Source organism: Dolichospermum compactum NIES-806, from assembly GCF_002368115.1.
GTDB classification, from domain to species: domain Bacteria; phylum Cyanobacteriota; class Cyanobacteriia; order Cyanobacteriales; family Nostocaceae; genus Dolichospermum; species Dolichospermum compactum.
Genome location: NZ_AP018316.1, coordinates 142,688 through 162,141, shown reverse-complemented (window position 1 = coordinate 162,141; position 19,454 = coordinate 142,688). Strand labels below are relative to the sequence as shown.

14 protein-coding genes are annotated in these 19,454 nt (G+C 37.6%); 11 read left to right on the top strand and 3 right to left on the bottom strand.

Features of this window, described 5'->3' with window-relative positions; all coding sequences use genetic code 11:
- Window positions 1-88: 88 nt before the first annotated feature.
- Window positions 89-2,617: a mannose-1-phosphate guanyltransferase gene (locus CA730_RS00705; RefSeq protein WP_096662728.1), complete on the bottom strand. Its 2,529-nt coding sequence runs from the start codon at window positions 2,615-2,617 to the stop codon at window positions 89-91.
- 304 nt (window positions 2,618-2,921) lie between these two features.
- Between CA730_RS00705 and CA730_RS25335 the strand changes: the two genes are divergently transcribed.
- Window positions 2,922-3,107: a hypothetical protein gene (locus tag CA730_RS25335; RefSeq protein WP_157749891.1), complete on the top strand. Its 186-nt coding sequence runs from the start codon at window positions 2,922-2,924 to the stop codon at window positions 3,105-3,107.
- A 71-nt stretch (window positions 3,108-3,178) separates the two neighbouring features.
- Window positions 3,179-3,367, top strand: a complete 189-nt coding sequence (locus tag CA730_RS00700; RefSeq protein ID WP_172891145.1) for a hypothetical protein — start codon at window positions 3,179-3,181, stop codon at window positions 3,365-3,367.
- Between the two features lie 167 nt (window positions 3,368-3,534).
- Here the strand turns inward: CA730_RS00700 and CA730_RS00695 are convergent, their stop codons facing one another.
- Window positions 3,535-3,804 carry a YciI family protein gene (locus CA730_RS00695; protein WP_096662725.1) on the bottom strand — a complete coding sequence of 90 codons (270 nt, stop codon included), beginning with the start codon at window positions 3,802-3,804 and terminating at the stop codon, window positions 3,535-3,537.
- A gap of 484 nt (window positions 3,805-4,288) precedes the next feature.
- Between CA730_RS00695 and urtA the strand changes: the two genes are divergently transcribed.
- The 7 genes from urtA (at window position 4,289) to urtE (ending at window position 11,947) form a co-directional block, all read left to right on the top strand.
- Window positions 4,289-5,605 carry an urea ABC transporter substrate-binding protein gene (gene urtA, locus CA730_RS00690; protein WP_096662722.1) on the top strand — a complete coding sequence of 439 codons (1,317 nt, stop codon included), beginning with the start codon at window positions 4,289-4,291 and terminating at the stop codon, window positions 5,603-5,605.
- 151 nt (window positions 5,606-5,756) lie between these two features.
- Window positions 5,757-6,917, top strand: coding sequence for an ABC transporter permease subunit (locus tag CA730_RS00685; RefSeq protein WP_096662719.1), 1,161 nt, complete (start codon window positions 5,757-5,759; stop codon window positions 6,915-6,917).
- A gap of 63 nt (window positions 6,918-6,980) precedes the next feature.
- Window positions 6,981-7,133: a hypothetical protein gene (locus CA730_RS23990; protein ID WP_157749890.1), complete on the top strand. Its 153-nt coding sequence runs from the start codon at window positions 6,981-6,983 to the stop codon at window positions 7,131-7,133.
- Window positions 7,134-7,188: 55 nt separating this feature from the next.
- Window positions 7,189-8,364, top strand: coding sequence for an urea ABC transporter permease subunit UrtC (gene urtC, locus CA730_RS00680; RefSeq protein ID WP_407919762.1), 1,176 nt, complete (start codon window positions 7,189-7,191; stop codon window positions 8,362-8,364).
- On the top strand, window positions 8,339-9,112 hold the full coding sequence (gene urtD / locus CA730_RS00675) for an urea ABC transporter ATP-binding protein UrtD (protein WP_096662716.1): 774 nt from the start codon (window positions 8,339-8,341) through the stop codon (window positions 9,110-9,112). The genes urtC and urtD overlap by 26 nt, the downstream gene beginning before the upstream one ends.
- Before the next feature lie 206 nt (window positions 9,113-9,318).
- A complete protein-coding gene (locus CA730_RS00670) occupies window positions 9,319-10,908 on the top strand; it encodes an iron uptake porin (RefSeq protein WP_096662713.1) in 1,590 nt (529 codons plus the stop codon).
- A 340-nt stretch (window positions 10,909-11,248) separates the two neighbouring features.
- The gene (gene urtE / locus CA730_RS00665) at window positions 11,249-11,947 is read left to right on the top strand and encodes an urea ABC transporter ATP-binding subunit UrtE (protein WP_096662710.1); all 699 of its coding nucleotides are present in this window, start codon (window positions 11,249-11,251) and stop codon (window positions 11,945-11,947) included.
- 72 nt (window positions 11,948-12,019) lie between these two features.
- Here the strand turns inward: urtE and pheT are convergent, their stop codons facing one another.
- The gene (pheT, locus tag CA730_RS00660; RefSeq protein WP_096662707.1) at window positions 12,020-14,455 is read right to left on the bottom strand and encodes a phenylalanine--tRNA ligase subunit beta; all 2,436 of its coding nucleotides are present in this window, start codon (window positions 14,453-14,455) and stop codon (window positions 12,020-12,022) included.
- 360 nt (window positions 14,456-14,815) lie between these two features.
- On the opposite strand from pheT, the gene CA730_RS00655 reads away from it, so the two are divergent.
- Both CA730_RS00655 and CA730_RS00650 read left to right on the top strand, forming a co-directional pair.
- Window positions 14,816-15,004, top strand: a complete 189-nt coding sequence (locus CA730_RS00655) for a hypothetical protein (protein WP_096662704.1) — start codon at window positions 14,816-14,818, stop codon at window positions 15,002-15,004.
- A gap of 365 nt (window positions 15,005-15,369) precedes the next feature.
- On the top strand, window positions 15,370-19,422 hold the full coding sequence (locus CA730_RS00650; protein WP_096662701.1) for an Eco57I restriction-modification methylase domain-containing protein: 4,053 nt from the start codon (window positions 15,370-15,372) through the stop codon (window positions 19,420-19,422).
- The last annotated feature ends 32 nt before the right edge of the window (window positions 19,423-19,454 follow it).

The following is a 19,454-nucleotide window of genomic DNA, read 5'->3' as shown; positions in this document are numbered from 1 at the left end:
AGAGTATTTAAACCAAACTCTTAACTACTTTGTGCGCCTCTGCGTGATAAAACACATAATAAAGGGCGGGGAAACCCCGCCCCTACAATTACATATCCAAACGGTAATTCTCCTGTTCACGTTCCACAAAATACTGGACACGAGCGCGGTAGTCTCTGAGAGTTTCATCCACCCAATCGCGATCGCTACTGTTAACATAGAGATGGACTAAAGGTTCACTGGCATCAGGTAAAACCAATAGCCAATTGTCATCATAGGGTTGACGAATTTTCACACCATCAATTAACTCCAAATTTTGCGCCGGGTGGGTTTCCACCAAATAACGCATTAAGGACCCCTTAGCAGTCCAAGGACAGCGGACTGTGTAGGTTCTGTGAATGACACGGGGTAATTCCGAACGCACGCTTGCCAGCGATCGCTCTTGAATGGTTAACATTTCAATTAGCTTGGCAATACAGAACATCGAATCAAACCCTGGATGTAATTGCGGAAAAATAAACCCAGTTTCCCCACTCCCACCCAAAACCACATTGGAATTCTTCTGACAAGCCTCCATTAAAGCCGTAGGATTAGCCTTAGTCCTAATTACATTACCATCATGACGATGGGCAACTAATTCCACTGCACTAGAAGCATGAACCGGCACAACCACCGAACTTCTAGGATTAGCAGTTAACATCATATCAACCATCAACGCCGTCAGCATTTCCCCCCTAATAGGAAAACCCGATTCATCAACTAAAATCAGTTGTTCCCCATTAGCTGATACCTGCACGCCAAAATTAGCGTTTACCGCCTCCACAACATGACCTAATTGAGTTAACAGCAACTCTCTATCAGCATTAGAAATTGCCGTTTTATTCAAACTAGCATTTAACACCACTGCATCCGCCCCAAATTTATCCAACATTTGCGGCAAAATAGCCCCAGATACAGCGTAAACATAGTCAATGACCACCTTTGCCCGACTATTACGCAGAGTATCCACATTTAATAACTTTTCAAAAGCCTTCCCATAGCAATCCATCAATTGACTAGAATATACCACATCACCAATTTCATGACTTTGGGAACGGCGCATATCTTCCTTAAAATACGCCCCCTCAATTTTCTTTTCTTGGGCTTTAGAGATATTAATGCCCTTCACGTCCATAAATTCAATCAAGATATAATCACGGCGTTCTGGGTGAACTCGGACATGAATACCCCCTGCTACCTGCATAGTAGGAATCACCGTCCTAGCGATAGGAATAGCCGTAGTATCGAGATTCTGGACATCCACACCTACAGACATTAAACCCGCAATTAAAGACCGTGTTACCATGCGGGAAACATTGCGTTGGTCACGGGAAACTGTCACCATTGAACCAGGTTTCAACGTCGAACCATAGGCAGCCCCCAACTTCACCGCAAATTCTGGAGTAATATCAATATTGGCTAATCCTTGTACTCCCCGCTGTCCAAATAAATTGCGTTGGGCAGTATTTCCCCAAATTAAATTAATATTTAAAACTGCACCAGACTCAATCTTTTTACTCGGCCATACCCTCACCCCAGGGCTAATTTGCGCCTCTTCTCCCACCGTAGACAGCGAACCGACTACAGCCGCTTCTAAGACATGAGCGCGTCTATCTACACGAGTACCGCGACCAATTACACAAGCCGATAACTGAGCCTCATCGCCAATAATTGCCCCATTCCAAATAATTGGTCTTTTTAAATGAGCATCAGCCCCAATTGTCACATTATCACCAATTACTGTCCCATCCTCAATTTTTACCCTCGGGCCAATGCGGCAATTATTCCCAATTACGGCTGGGGTTTCAATTTTGGCGGTAGGATCAATATAAGTATTTTGTCCTACCCACAAACCGGAAGCAATTTCTGGATAAGCCACTTTTAAGTTAACTTTCCTTTGTAAAGCATCATACTGGGCTTCTCTATAGGCATCTAAATGACCCACATCACACCAGTAACCATCAGCAACATAACCGTAAATCGGCTCGTTTTTGGCTAGTAAGAGGGGAAATAAATCTTTAGAAAAATCGCATTCAGTATGTTCTGGTAAATAGTCTAAAACTTCTGGTTCTAAAATATAAGTTCCAGTGTTGACAGTATCAGAAAAAATTTCGCTGGTGGAAGGCTTTTCTAAAAATCGGTTAATACGCCCTTCTGTATCCGTAATTACCACACCGAATTCAATGGGGTTAGGCACACGGGTTAAAATTAAGGTGGCTTTTGCTTGTTTTTGTTGATGAAATTCAATGGCGGCACTCAAATCAAAATCTGTGATACTATCACCGCTAATGACTAAAAAAGTTTCATCTAAAAGTTCAGTAATATTTTTTACGCAGCCTGCCGTACCTAATGGTTGATCTTCTTCGATAGCATAGGTCATTTGTACTCCAAAATCACTGCCATCTTGAAAGTAATCACGGAGAACATCTGGTAAATAATGCAATGTGGCAATTACTTCATAAATCTGGTGTCGTTTGAGGAGATTGATGATATGTTCAGCAATGGGACGATTTAAGATCGGAACCATTGGTTTGGGTAAATCACAAGTCAAAGGACGCAACCGCGTTCCTGAACCACCTGCCATTAAGACTGCACGCATAAATACTCCTAAACTTGAATAAAAACATGATGTTTTTCCTCCTTTAGTTTCCTATAGATATTGAGATCTAAGGAACTTCCGCAAGAAATATCTATTAAAGAATGTAAGAATTCAGGGGTCAGGCTTTACCGTGAGCGTCAGTCGGACGGAGTCAAGAGTCAGGAGGAAAGAAGGAGGAAGAATCGAGAATATTTTTCTCTTTTGTTTCCTGCTCCCTACTATAGCCCTCTTTTGTCACTTTCCGGGAGGGCAATCTCTGAAAGCTTTATCAGTCCATCCATACAAGCTATCCTATTAGAAAAAAATGGGTGTTGGATTTGTGATTAGCAAAAAATTGTGCGATCGCTTCCTATGCAAAGACTCTAGAATTCAGAAATGGCAAATGTTTTCGGAGAGTGACAGAACAGGGATAAATAGCAGCAATCTGTTATCCTCATTTAAACTAGAATCAAGTAACGCCAGTGCCGATAACTTAAAACCTAAGTTATAACTTTCTTATAATCGGCAATGAAGTTGCTTGAGATAAAATTATGTCAGTTATTAACGGAGTTGATGGTAATCATGAATTTACTTGTTTTCGGAATCATCGTGGTTTATGTCGGTGGTGTGTGGAAATTTTGGACTGGATTTGGTAGGACTAATTTTAATCAAACTTTACCTAATCGGATCGGTTTAGCTGTGCTATGGCCTGCTTTGTTTTTAGCTAATTCATCCTATCGTCGCAATTTTCAAAAGGCACTGAAGGGATAATTAAGTAGGTTAACAGAAAAATTCAATGGTATGTAAGGTTGTCTTAATGTGAGGTTCTGATTGAGTTTCAGCCATTTTACAAAACGCAGTATCCCTCATTTTTATTTTGTTCACCTACTTAATTCGTAATGGGTAATTACGAATTAATTATAAGTTGTGTCAAGGGGCTAAAAAGCCTGAATCCATTCTTTAACAAAATACTCTGTCCAAATGCCGTTTTGCCAATAGGGATCTGATTCCACTAATTGACGAACGGTGTTTTCGTCTTCGGCTTCGTAAATGGCAAAAACTTGAGTTACATCTTTTGTTGGTCCAATCGTAATTAAAATTCCAGATTCTTTCTGTTGTGCTAATCCGGCTAAATGGGCTTGACGATAGGGTTCGCGTTTGGTGAGAACGTCTTCACAATAACTTCCCCACATAATGTATTTTGTCATAATTTCTGATTATTGATACTTATTAAAAAATATAGCAACATGAGGTTTTTTAAGATAGAGATTGATGATCAAGTTTTTAATTTCACCAATATCCCTGCATACTTAATAAAAACCTAAAATATATACTAGTATTTCCAAAAATATAAGTACATTACAGTCCCCTCATCCCTTGCGCGGGGAGGGTTTGGGAGTATGATTATTATACATCCTAACACTTATGAGTGCTATATCAGTATATTATTCCTTAACTTGTGCATAAGTCCTAGTAAATATAACAAAAATGATGTTAAATCCCCTGGAGATATAGGGTTGAGGTTATTTCATTGGTGTTTTTTACACAAGGAAGAGGGGAAGAAATTATATATGTCATCTATCTTAAGATAGAACCTTATTAAAATAAATTACAATTTTGTATAAGAAATCACAGTTTAATAGTTAAATATAGAACTAATATCTCAGTTTAAAAAGATAACTAATCAAAAATATGTCTAAGGAATTTAACCGACGTAAGTTTCTGCTTTACAGTGCTGTAGGTGTTGGTAGTAGCATTTTCTTAAAAGCTTGTGGTAATAACTCTCCAAATACTGCGAATAGTCCAGCAGTATCCAGCAGTACATCTCCCGTAGCTGGTACTGCTGGTAAAACCATCAAGATAGGTATTTTACATTCTCTCAGTGGCACAATGGCTATCAGTGAGAAGAGTGTGGTAGATGCGGAAAAACTAGCAATTAAGGAAATTAACGCTGCTGGGGGTGTTTTAGGTAAACAAATTGAAGCAGTTGTTGAAGATGGCGCTTCTAATTGGGATACCTTTAGAGAAAAAGCTACTAAATTGATTGATCAGGATCAAGTAGCTGTAGTTTTTGGTTGTTGGACTTCTGCTAGTCGTAAAAATGTGAAGCCAGTTTTCGAGAGCAAGGATCATATGCTCTGGTATCCTGTGCAGTATGAAGGTCAAGAATGTTCTAAAAATATTTTTTACACTGGTGCAGCCCCAAATCAACAAATTGAACCTTCTGTTGATTGGTTGTTGAAGAATAAAGGTAAAGAGTTCTTTTTAGTCGGTTCTGACTATGTTTTCCCCCGCACTGCTAATAACATTATTAAGGCTCAATTAGAGGCTTTAGGTGGGAAAACTGTGGGAGAAGATTACTTACCTTTGGGTAATACGGAAGTGACAGCTATTATCACGAAAATTAAGCAGGTTTTACCCAAGGGTGGTGTAATTTATAATACTCTTAATGGTGATAGTAATGTTGCTTTCTTCAAACAGCTGAAAGGAGCGGGATTGACACCAGATAAGTATCCTTCCATGTCTGTGAGTATTGCGGAAGAGGAAGTTAAAGCCATTGGTGTAGAGTATCTAAAAGGACATTATGCTGCTTGGAACTATTTTCAAACAGTAGACACACCTGCGAACAAGAAATTTGTGGCGGCTTTTAAGAAAGAATACGGTGAAGATAGGGTAACAAATGACCCAATGGAAGCGGCATATATCGCCGTGTATTTATGGAAACAAGCGGTAGAAAAAGCAACTACAACTGACTTGGCGAAAGTCCGGGCTGCGGCCTATGGTCAAACTATAGATGCACCTGAAGGAAAAGTAACTGTTAATGCTAATCATCACATATCAAAAATTGTGCGGATTGGTCAAGTCAGACAGGATGGCCTGTTTGACATTGTTTATGCTACCCCCGCACCAGTTGAACCAGTTCCTTGGAATCAATTTGTGAAAGAGACTAAGGGATTTGCTTGTGATTGGTCAGATCCTGCAAAAGGTGGCAAATACAAGAAGGGTTAATTTGGTGGTCAGTTGTCAGTGATAAAAACAAAATAGAGGTTGGACAATGGTATTATGAATTATCTTGGGCGCAAAGGCGCAAAAATTCACCGACGTTACAGAATAACTGACAACTGACTATTAGGAATAAATTGATAATTGCAGGGATAAAATGTTAACAGGGTTCTTGGAAGCTGTATTTAATGGTGTTAGTATTGGCGCTGTTTTATTAATTGCTGCTTTAGGATTAGCTATCATATTTGGCTTAATGGGTGTCATTAATATGGCTCATGGTGAGCTAATTATGTTTGGTGCTTATACAACTTTTGTTGTGCAAAATATTTGTAAGCAATTCGGTGGGTTTTGGTTTGAAGTTTATATATTTTTGGCTTTGATTATCGCTTTTATTTTCACTGCTGGTGTGGGATTAATTCTGGAAAAAAGTGTAATTCGTTATCTCTATGGACGACCTTTAGAAACTCTGTTAGCAACCTGGGGAGTAAGTTTAATTTTTCAGCAGTTTGTCCGCAGTGTGAATTTATTATTGATCATCGGGATAGCTTTGTTTTCTCTTCTGTTTTTTGGGGGTTTACGGATTTTAAATTATCGGAATAATTTACAGAAAATTCGTAACTGGGTTGTGGGAGTTTTACTATTTTTGTCTTTAGGATTGACAATCACAATTTGTAATTTATTAAGTAAAACCTATCAGCAAGCGGTAACTTTACCTTGGTTTGGCGCTCAAAATGTGGATGTTACAGCCCCTAGTTGGTTACAATCTGGTGTATCTTTAGCTGGTGTACAATTACCTTATGCACGGTTATTTATTATTGTTTTGACGATTATTTGTGTGGGAGGAATTTATCTATTCTTGCAACGTTCTCATTGGGGATTAAGAATTAGGGCTGTTACGCAAAATCGCAGTATGAGTGCTTGTTTGGGTATTCCCACTCAAAAAGTTGATGCAATTACTTTCGCGCTGGGTTCAGGGTTAGCTGGTGTAGCTGGATGTGCAATTAGTTTACTCGGTTCTGTTGGACCAAATACTGGACAAAATTACATTATTGACACCTTTATGGTGGTGGTTGTCGGTGGTGTGGGTAATTTAGCTGGTACGATTTTGGCAGCTTTGGGAATTGGGACAATTAATTATTTGATTGGTTCGGGAACTTTGGCTTTGTTGTTGGGTGCGGTTAAGCCTTTGGCTGATTTATTTAGTTTTTTTGCAACTACAAGTATGGCTAAGGTGATGGTTTTTGCGTTGATTATTGTGTTTTTACAATGGAAGCCGGGAGGGATTTTTCCTCAAAAGGGTCGTCATGTTGATGTTTAAGTCATGGTTAAGAATTCAGGTGAGGTAAAAAGATCCCCGACTTCTGTGATCAATTTATCATTTATGGACACAATTAATAAAAGAAGTCGGGATCTAGTACCGCAAGGCGTTCGTCAAAAGTCAAAAGTCAAAAGCAATATTGGGCAAGCTTTTTGGCGATTAAGAATGGTTGATTTATTTACGCCGTGCTGTACTAGGTATGAACGGGCGCTATAGCTGAATACTTACAAGTCATGGGAAATTAACCGCAGATGAACGTGGATTTGAGAAAATGGATAAAGCAGGAATGATGAAAATTAAAACGGGGCGAAGTTTAATATTAGTTGAGGTTGGGGTAGTTTGTGCGATCGCTTTAATTTTGATTTTGATTATGCCGGTTTTACTTTCAGATTTTCGTCTGAATTTATTGGGACGATTTTTGTCTCTGGCTATTGTGGCTTTGGGAATTGATTTAATTTGGGGTTATGCTGGTTTATTGAGTTTGGGACATGGGATTTTCTTCGGTTTGGGTGGATATGCGATCGCTATGTACCTAAAATTGCAAGTCCCCACGGGGGAGTTACCAGATTTTATGTCCCTTTATGGTGTTATGGAACTTCCTGGATTTTGGCAGCCTTTTTCTTCTTTTCCCCTGTCTATGGCTGCTGTAGTCATGATTCCGGGTGTGTTAGCAGGACTACTAGGATATTTAGTATTTCGTAATCGCATTAAGGGGGTTTATTTTTCGATTTTGACTCAAGCTGCAATTATTGTATTTTTCAATTTTTTTAATGGACAACAACAATTTTTTAATGGCACAAATGGGTTGATAGATTTTACCACTTTTCCGCCTTTGTCTTGGGGAGTTAATGGCAGTGGTGCTATAGTTAGTGATAGCAAAACTCAATTTGTTTTTTACGTCTTGACGGTGGTATTTTTGGCGGCTACTTATGGGCTTTGTCGCTGGTTAACTAGTGGACGTTTTGGTAGATTATTAATAGCTATTCGTGATGATGAAAGTCGGGTACGATTTTCTGGTTATGACCCCACAGATTTTAAAGTCTTAGTATTTGCAGTTTCGGGAGCAATTGCTGGTATAGCTGGGGCATTTTACACGGTTCAAAGTGGTTCTGTATCCCCTAGATCCATGGATATTGGCTTTTCTATTGAAATGGTGATTTGGGTGGCTGTGGGGGGAAGAGGGACATTAATCGGGGCAGTTATTGGGACTTTATTAGTTAATTATGCCCGGACTTTTTTAAGTGAACAATTCGCGGAAATATGGCTATTTTTTCAGGGTATACTATTATTAACTATCGTCATTCTGCTTCCTGATGGCATAATGGGATGGTTAAGTAAACAAAATATCCCTTTTGGGAAACGTCAGCAATTAAAACCTTCTGATACCTATCCTAGTTTAGAAGAAGATATGGAGGTGAAACATGAACGCCAAAATCTTGGAAACTGAAAATGTCACCGTTAGTTTTGACGGTTTTAAAGCATTAAATCGTCTAAATTTTAGTATGAATGTTGGCGAATTGCGCGTAGTAATTGGTGCGAATGGGGCTGGGAAAACTACTTTTTTGGATGTGATTACAGGTAAGGTGCAACCAACTATAGGGAAAGTATTATTTAAGGGTAAAAATTTACGTTCTTTAGCTGAACATCAAATTGCACGGATGGGAATTGGTCGCAAATTTCAAACTCCACGCATATATCTTAATTTAACGCCTTTCGAGAATTTAGAAATCACTAGTAATCGTCATAAAAATGTCTTTTCTACCTTGTTTAGTTCTATCACTTATGCGGAAAAAAATAGTCTTAAAGGCTTATTAGAAACAATTGGCTTAACTGCAAAAGCCAATATTCCAGCGGCTTTATTATCCCACGGAGAAAAGCAACGTTTGGAGATTGGAATGTTAGTAGCGCAATCTCCTGATTTATTACTTGTTGATGAACCAGTGGCTGGTTTAACAGATGAAGAAACCTATAATATTGGTAATTTGCTATCAACATTAGCAGAAAGTCATTCAATTTTAGTCATTGAACATGATATGGAATTTGTGCGACAAATTGCTAAGAAAGTGACAGTATTACATGAGGGTTCAGTATTGTGTGAAGGTGATTTTGAGCAAGTCAGAAATGACCCCCGCGTTATTGAAGTATATTTGGGAAAACAGGAAGAGAATCATACCTCCCTTAATCCTCTCTTCTAAACGCATCACTGACTTCAAAAATAGTTACAATTTGGTGATAAAATAATCCTAAGTTTAGGCTATTTAAGTGGTAGAATAGCAATAGTAATCTAGTAATTGGTGCTTTGAGAAATACTTTTAATTTCTAAGTCCCAAATTAGATTAAAGTTGCTAAGAATAATTCTTAATAGCTCCAATTATTCGTGAAAAACCAGGTGTCAAGAAAAATGCAAAAGCTCTTAACATATTTACTTGCTAGTTCGACTGTTATCAGTGCCATACTATGCACAAATTCTGGAGTCTTGGCTGAAGAAATACCAGCAAATAATCAACTCCAGACTAATACTAATTCTCAACAATTAAATATAAATAATCAACAGGAGGTAATATCTCAAGTTACCTCCGTGTCTCAGTTATCTGATATCCAACCTAATGATTGGGCATTTCAGGCATTACAATCATTGGTAGAACGCTATGGATGTGTTGCGGGTTATCCTAACGGGACTTTTCGGGGTAATCGGGCGTTGTCACGATACGAATTTGCGGCTGGTTTGAATGCCTGTTTAGATCGAGTTAATGAATTAATTGCTACTGCTACGGCTGATTTAACGACAAAACAAGATTTAGCAACAATCCAAAAGTTGCAAAATGACTTTTCCGCAGAACTAGCAACCTTAAAAGGTCGTGTAGACGCTGTGGAAGCCAAAACTGCTGATTTAGAAGCTAATCAATTTTCAACTACCACAAAACTGCAAGGACAGGTTGTTGCGGTTGTTAGTGGTGTTGTTTCTGGCAATAAAGTCGGTAATAATAACATTACTAACAAGAATACGACATTAGGTGCTAGAACTAGATTGGAGCTTGTCACCAGTTTTACTGGAAAAGACACACTGTTTACCAGGCTAGAAAGCAACAATATTAACAGTTTTGGTCTTAATACTACAGAAGGTAAATTGTCCTTTGCCAGTGGCACACCTAATAACAATGTTTCTATAGGTGCGCTTTCCTATGGATTCCCCCTTGGTAAAAACACTTATGCCAACATCATAGCCAATGATGGTATAATTCTCGACCTTGACAGCACATTGAATCTGTTTGATGGGAATGGTGGATCTGGTGCTGTGTCCGCATTTGGAACCAGAAACCCCATCTATGCCCAATTGGGTGGAGCAGGACTAGGTGTAAAACAAAAATTAGGTAAAAATTTAACTCTCAGTTTAGGTTACTTAGCTAGTGGACACAATAACCCTACTCCCGGAAATGGGTTGTTTGATGGTCCCTACGGCGGTTTAGCACAATTAACAGTCAAACCAAGCGATCGCATTTCCCTTGGTTTAACTTACATCAATTCCTATAACAAGTCACTGGCTACAGGTAGTAATAACGCCACATTTACCGATCTTGCCGCTGGTACAAACTTTTCCAGTAATTCCTACGGTGTGGAAGCATCCTTAGGTATTACGAAGCAACTTGTTTTAGGTGGTTGGGCTGGATATACCAATAGTCAAGTTTTGACTGGTACCAAAGGAAAAGCGGAAATTTGGAACTATGCTGTTACTTTAGGTTTACCAGATTTGGGTAAAAAAGGTAACTTAGCTGGTATTATATTTGGTATGGAACCAAAGGTTACGAATTCTAGTATTACTGGAGTTACGAAAGATCCAAATACCTCCTATCACGTTGAGGGATTTTATCAATACAAGGTCAGCGATAATATCACCATTACCCCCGCTGTAATTTGGCTAACAGCCCCAAATCACGATGATAGCAGTAGCAATTTAGTAATTGGTGCTTTGAGAAGTACTTTTAGTTTCTAATCATAGCAATTAGTTGATACTCCCCGGTCTAAGAGGATGTTTGAAAAGTCTATGGCTAACGCCACGCTATCGGCGAATATAATAGAGCCTACGGCTCCCGTCAGGGATACGCTACTACACAAGCGAAGTCCACGAAGGTGGACTAATGAAAAATCAAGGCTTCTGAACCCACGTATCCCTTACGGGACTGAAGGAATAGGTGGGTTTTGTCTGTGTAGCCGCGATTTATAATCGCCCTGAGAGTATGAATTTAGACTTTTCAAACACCCTCTTACAAGGGGAGGGTTAGGGAGGGCTAAAGTTAGGAAAAATTAAAATAGTTAATCAGGTTAATTTTATAATGCTAAAAATTTCTAATCTTAACGTTCATTATGGTGAAAGTCATATTCTCAGGAATGTGGATTTGACCGTATTACCAGGACAAATGGTATGTTTAATTGGCCGCAATGGAGTGGGAAAAACAACCATGCTAAAAACAATTATGGGACTACTCAAACCCAGCAGCGGAATTATTAATTTTGCAGGGGAGATAATTAACGGTAAACCAACTTATGAAAGGGCGAAAATGGGGATTGGTTATGTAAGTCAAGGAAGGGAAATTATACCGCGATTAACAGTTAAAGAAAATCTGCTTTTGGGATTAGAAGCTAGACAAAAACCAGTCAAAAAACCAGAAATTCCTCCAGAAATTTTTAGTTTATTTCCGGTGTTAAGAACTATGCTGTCTCGTATGGGTGGAGATCTAAGTGGTGGACAACAGCAACAATTAGCGATCGCTCGTGCTTTAATGGGAAAACCACAACTACTCGTATTAGACGAACCGACGGAAGGTATTCAACCCTCAATCATTTTGGAAATTGAAGCCGCAGTCCGTCAGATTATTGAAACCACAGGGGTTTCCGTCTTATTGGTAGAACAGCACTTGCATTTTGTCCGTCAGGCAGATTACTATTATGCTATGCAAAAAGGCGGGATTGTTGCTTCCGGTCTAACTCATGAACTTAGTCAAGATGTGATTCAAAAGTTTTTGACGGTTTAGTGATAATTGATAAAGCCAGGGAATAAATTCCCTGTCTCATAGCAAAATTCGGTTTTAACCGAATATTTTGGATTAACTTCTCAAATTCACACCAAATTTTTCAACTAAGGCTGTCCGCACTTGATTATGAACTGGTTCAATTTCATTTTCAGTGAGAGTGCGATCGCTGGCACGATATACTAAACGAAAGGCTAAACTGCGTTGTCCTGTGGGGACATTTTCACCACGATATTCATCAAACAATTCCACAGAGTTTAACAATCCTTTCCCAGCTTTATTAATGACTTTTTCAAGTTCGGAAACTGTCACTTTCACAGGGGCAAAAAACGCCAAATCTCGGTCACTAGCTGGATAGGTAGAATAAGAACTGAATTTGGGAACTAGTAAATCATCATGATCCCAGGCATCCAACAGAGCATCTAAATCTAATTGAAACACATAAACGGCTTCTGGCAAATCCTTCTCTCGACGTAATTGGGGGTGAACCTGTCCGAATGTTCCCAGTCTATTACCCTTTACCCACAACGAAGCTGTACGTCCAGGATGTAAGCGAGAATCTCGATTTTCGGGTTGAAATTCTACCGTTAATTTTAGTTGTTTAAAGACACTTTCTAAAATGCCTTTGGCTTCAAACCAAGTAATCGCTTGTTCCTTACCACCTCTAGACCATTTACCGGAAGTTGTATCACCACCGATAATCCCAGCCAGGATTTCTGCTTCTTGTAAACCCTCTTCTTCGCGCCAGAAAATCCGCCCGATTTCAAAACCGTTTAACGCCCCATTTCCCTGTTCTATATTATATTGAAATGCGGAAATTAAACCGGAAATTAAATCAGTGCGTAAAGCTGAATATTCTGCAAACAAAGGATTACTTAAAACAATTTGTTTATCTTCACCTGGTTTGACCAAAGAATAATGAATTAATTCTGTTAAACCTTCAGCGCGGAGATAAGCGCGTAACCTGCGAATTAATTCTTGTTCTAAAGATAGATAACCAGCTTCGGATTTTTCTGGTAAAGTATCACAGAATTTATCATAACCATATAAACGGGCAATTTCCTCAATTAAATCAATTTCCCGTTCTAAATCCCGGTAACGATAGGGAGGTACTGTGACTGTCCAATTTCGGTCATCAATTTTGACTAATTCACACCCTAAAGCTGTGAGAATTTTTTCGACATCTGACCTTTGTAATTCTCCTGTTTCAAGTCCTAATTCAATGGGACCTAGCACTTCATTAACTTTATCCAAACGCAGGTTAATAGAATGTGACCAAGTAGAAGCATCTGGACGATAATCGGAAATTTCTTGTTGAACAATCACCCCTGCGGCTAATTCACTAATTAAGGATAAAGCGCGGTGACAAGCTATTTCTAATTCGGCTCGATTTACGCCCCTTTCGTATCTACCAGAAGCCTCACTTCTTAACCCCACACTGCGAGAAGAACGGCGAATAGCCACAGAATCAAATAACGCCGCTTCTAAAACTAAACTTTGTGTACCTTCATGAACTTCTGTTTCTGCACCACCCATAACACCTGCTAAAGCCACCCCTTGATTATTAGCAGTAATTAATAAATTTTGGGGTGATAAATTGCGAATATTTCCATCTAAGGTTTTTAAAGTTTCTCCAACTTCCGCAAACCGCACACCAATAATTAAATTTTCTCCTCCACCTACAGATTGTAACCGCTCTTTATCAAAAGCGTGGAGAGGTTGTCCTCTTTCTAATAAAACGTAGTTAGTGATATCAACTACATTATTAATTGGTCTGACTCCAGCAGCGCGTAAACGTTGTTGCAGCCATTCAGGAGAAGCCGCAATTTTGATGTTTTCGACAACTGTACCAATATAAGCAGGACAAGCTTGGATTTCAGAAATTTTTAAAGTGATGCTTTTGGCAGTCTTGATATTTTCTACTTCTGCAACTGGGGGAATTGATAATTTTCCGCCAGTTAAAGCCGCTACTTCCCGGGCAATACCCACCATAGATAAAGCGTCAGCCCGGTTAGCAGTAGCGGTGACATCTAAAATCACATCTTCCAAACCCAACAGGGGACGAACATCACTACCCACCACCATGTTTTCTTCAGGGAAGATATGAATACCGTCAATATCAGTGGGTAAACCTAGTTCTTTTAAAGAGCATATCATCCCATTGGAGGGAACACCCCGCAGTTTTGCAGGTTTGATTTTTAAATCAATGTTGGGTAAATAAGTTCCTGTGGTGGCGACAGGGACATAGATATCTGCGCGGACGTTCGCAGCGCCGCAAACGATATTTACAGTCTCAGCAGCCCCAATATCTACGGTACAAACGCTCAATTTATCTGCATTGGGGTGGGGTTGACGTTCTAGCACTTTTCCCACAACTACACCATTTGCCCAAGTGCGGCGGTCTTCTATATCTTCTACTTCAAACCCTGCCATTGTCAAGGTTTCCGCCAGTTCTTCTGGGGTGAGTTTGATTTCTACAAGTTCTTTTAACCAGGTTAGAGAAATACGCATGGAGTCTGTTTGTTTAGATTTGTCTTTCGCTCTAATTTTATATATTAGGTGAAAATTATGAGATTTTTTGACTTTGCTAATTGAATGTATGAATTAGCCTCACGCCAAGGCGCAAAGACGCAAAGAATAAGAGTTAAAGAAATCTAATTTTTTCGTTTTACAGTACAGATGCGATATGGAAGGTCTCTACATTTTTTTTCACCGGATGTCTATTATGATTAATTAATGGGTGGATAAGTCCGAAATTGGGTATCCGGTTTCAATTTGTACTTGATAATTTAGAAATTTGGCGTTGCTGATTAAGGGTATGAATTTTAGTCTCACCCAAAGGCGCAAAGGTAAGAGTTTTAAAGATTCAATTTGGGAATTTCATACCTCAATTCAGCAACGCCAGAAATTTATTATCCTGATGGTAACAAGTTTCTCACATCTGTGGAATTTGATCAACTTGCTAAACAAGAACGTCAAGAAAAGGAAGCAGCTATTCAGCAGTATCAAGAATTATTAACAAAGTTGCAAGAAAAGAGCATTGATTTAGGTGGAATATGAACCCCACCCCCAACCCCCAACCCCCTCCCCGCAAGCGAGGAGGGGGCTATGATATACCTCATTTAACTCGCAACTGTTGTATAATATGGTGTGTTATCTAGCGGTATCCACTAAATTCTATTACATCAAGGGCGATCGCTGTTATGGCGGTTCTCGATTGAGTGAGATACAAGAACCCCACCCCCAACCCCCTCCCCGCAAGCGATGAGGGGGCTATGATGTATCTCATGCAAGTGCATACCGCTATATACTAAATACCATTAGGGAGCATGGATGATATTTGCAAAATTTTAAGATAATGGAGCGTTACACCGTCGCTAACACATCCTAAGTATATCTATAAATATTATTTTGGAGTTGGAATTATGACAGATGCAAAAAATATCAATAAACCATTATTTTCTCAACATTATTTAGACTATCGGCTTCAAGAATCTCCAGAATGGCAATTAGATATTAAACTAGATTTTGAAAAATTAAAAAATCTGTATTTATCAAAAAAGGCGATTTTACCGACTCTCAATGAAGCGCAAACTGAAGATGTATTTATTAAACCCGTATTAGATATTTTAGGGTTTTCTAATATTCCTCAAGTTGTAACTCGTGGTAAAGGTAGAGCCGAACGTCCTGATTATGCGTTGTTTGCAAATGAAACTGAAAGGGATACAGCTTACTCTTTTCAAAATAATGAAACTGCTTTTTATGGTAGGGTATTAGTTATCGCAGAAGCTAAATATTGGGAAAGACCATTAAGTAAAGTTTCTGCTAATGATAAAAGAGATATTTTTAAGAATGAAAACCCATCTTTTCAGATTTCTAGTTATTTGACTGGTACGGGAGTTGATTGGGGAATTTTAACCAATGGGAGAGAATGGCGTTTATATTATCGTCAAGCATCTTCTACCGCAACGGAATTTTATCCTATTGATTTGGTAGAATTATTAGAAACTGAAGATTTGGAAAAGTTCAAATATTTCTGGTTGTTTTTTAGAAGTGCTGCTTTTGAAAAAGATAGTTACAACAAAAACTTTTTAGAAAGAGTCAGAGAAGGAAGTACAACCTATGCAACTCAAGTAGGAAACGAATTAAAAACATTAGTATTTGAGCAGATATTTCCTGACTTAGCAGGGGGTTTTGTTGCAGACGCTATCAGAAGGGGAAAAACTGGAGAACCAAAACAGATTTATGCAGCCACTTTATCATTTTTATATAAGTTGTTATTTCTATTATATGCCGAAGCGAGAAATTTATTACCAATTACCACAGCTTACCGTGATTATAGTTTGATTAAAATCACTCAAGAAATAGCGGAAAGTGTTGATAAACAAAGAACATTAAGTCAAACTTCGACAAAGATTTATAAGAGTTTATTAAGTCTATTTGAAATCGTAGATAGAGGTGATTCAGCTTTAGAAGTACCTCGTTATAATGGGGGTTTATTCCATTTTGATTTTCATGAAGCTGAGGATATCAAAGATTATCCAGATAATTATTTTTTGTATGAATATCAATTATCTGATGCTGTGTTATTTCCAGCTATAGATAAATTAGCACGGTTTGAAAAATTACCCATTGACTACAGTTTTTTAGGTGTGCGACAATTGGGTTCAATTTATGAAGGTTTATTAGAATATCGCGTGGTTATTGAAGATGGAAATAATGGAAAAGTCCATTTAGAAAATGATAAGGGTGAACGAAAAGCTACAGGTTCTTATTACACACCTGATTACATTGTTAAATACATTGTTAGTCATACTCTCAAGCCAATTTTAGAGGAGAGAAAACAAAAATTTGCTGATTTGATGACGCAAATTAGCCAATTACATGAAAAAATAGCAGATGGTAGATTGGGGGTACAAAGTCGTAATGGTTTACAAAAAGATTTACAACGTTTAGAAAGAAAAAGTACAAATACCTTACTGGATATTAAGATATGTGATCCTGCTATGGGAAGCGGACATTTTTTAGTGGAAGCTGTTGATTATTTTACAGATGAATTAATTACTATTTTAAATGAATATCCTCAACATAATCCGGTTTTAGAGATGTTGGAACAAACCCGCGAAGGGATTTTAGCAAATTTACAACAGCAGGGAATTACTATTGATGTTAATAAGTTAGAAGATACTCAACTTTTGCAACGGGTGGTAATGAAACGCTGTATTTATGGTGTGGATTTGAACCCAATGGCTGTAGAATTAGCAAAGGTGAGTTTATGGTTACATTCTTTCACAATTGGCGCACCTTTGAGTTTTTTAGATCATCATTTGCGCTGCGGAAATTCCCTTATTGGTACGACTGCGCGAGAAGCAGAAGCAAATATGATGAAGGAAGAAAGTGGACAATTAAATTTATTAACTGGTCCCTTTGTCGGGTTGTTACGTGCTGCGGAAATTATGCGCGGTGTGAGTACGTTAAGTGATGCAACTTTTGCGGAAGTGGAAACTAGCGAAAGGTTATTTAAGGAATTTGATCAAGCTGCAAAACCTTATAAACGGTTATTAGATATTTATGTTTCTAAATATTTTGGTTTGAAACGTGCTGATCATTTTTTACGGGTTTATGGTACAAATGCGATTAATGCTAATTCTGAAAAGATGGATGCTGCTGATATTGCAGTTTATGAAGATGCGAGAAAGTTATTTGACCAAAAGCGGTTTTTTCATTGGGATTTGGAATTTCCAGAGGTTTTTATTGATTTAGAAGATGCAACTTGGAAGGATAATTCTGGGTTTGATGCTGTTATCGGAAATCCACCTTATGACGTTTTAGCAGAAAAAGAAAGAAAAGAAAATTTAACTCATTTGATAAAATATATTAACGATAATGAAATATTTAAAAATAGTCTTAGTGGTAAAATAGATTTATATAGATTGTTTATATCTAGATCAATTTATCTGATTTCTCAACGTGGATTTATCGGTTTAATTGTACCTATGTCTCTTTTAGGAGATCAACAAACATCTCGACTGAGACAATACTTACTACAAAATAATCAAATATTGAAAATTAATGCTTTTCCACAAAAGGATGATCCAAATATGAGGATTTTTAGAGAAGCTAAGTTACCTACCTGTATTATTTTTTTAAAAAATCACTCTGATCAAAATCAAGAAATTCGGGTTGAAGTACATCCTCATAATCTCTTAGAAGAAATTTCAGGAAAATTCTCATGTAGCTTCAATGAAATTGCAGCATTAGATGATAATAGTTTTTGTATTCCTTTGTTGTCATCTGAAAATGAAGTGAAGATTTTAAAACGCTTTTCTCCACAAGTTGGTATCCAAAAAATGAGAGATATATTACCAACATACCAAGGAGAAATAAACGAAACAACCATGAATGATTTAATTAGTATTAATCCAAATCATGGTTATAGAATTTTTCGAGGTGGAAATGTTCAAAGATATGAAGTCATTCCCGAACCAAAACAAGGAATATCAAAATATATTGATGTAAATTTGTACAATAATAACATTGGTGGTGAAAGAGTTTCTCATACTACTCAATCAAGAATAGGATATCAACGGAATGCAGCTTTAGATAGTAGAAAACGACTTATTTTTGCTCCTTTACCAACTCCATGTTATTGTTTTGATAGTATTTCCTATTTTTTAATCGAAGATAGAAATCAAGCATTTGCATTATTATCTATTTTAAATTCTCAGCTTTTAGAATGGCGTTTTAGTTTAACAAGTACAAATAATCATGTTAGTACATCAGAAATTGCTGTTTTACCAGTTCCTAAAATCTCCTTTACTACTCCCCCAGAAAAACGCCAAGCATATCTAGAAAACACAATTAACCTTTACCAACAATTCCAAAATAATCAAAATGCTGATATCTTACTTACTCATATTATTCTTCACCTTAGTAGTGGTAAAGAACTAGTGATTGTTTTTTTATATCCTTTACTTATACAAATTGGTTTACACCAATTAGGATCATTACTTCTACAGAATTTTTATCATATCCACCAACAACCATCAGAAGCAGATGTAATTCATGATTTACTCGCATATTTAGCCGAACAAATGATAGAATTAAATAAACAAAAACAAACAGAAACCAAAGGCTTTTTAACATGGTTAGAAAGATTAATCGGTACTGATATTGATAATCTTACCAATAAATCGAAAATTCAAAATTATTTAGGTGATTATTATAAACAAAATCAAGGAGATAACCATTTAACCCTTGATGAATTAATTGTTATCCTCAAGAAAAATCAGAAAAAACTGAAAATAGATCCCACCGCGAGAAAAGAACAGGAGACATTAGAAAGAGAATATCAATCAAGTTTAAATACACTCTTACCAATCAAAAAACAATTAAAACAATGTGATTGGTTAATTGATGAAATTGTTTATCGGTTATATGGTTTAACTGAAGAAGAAAAAGCGATAATTCAAGGATAAAAATATCCCCGACTTCTGTTTTCATCTTGTAA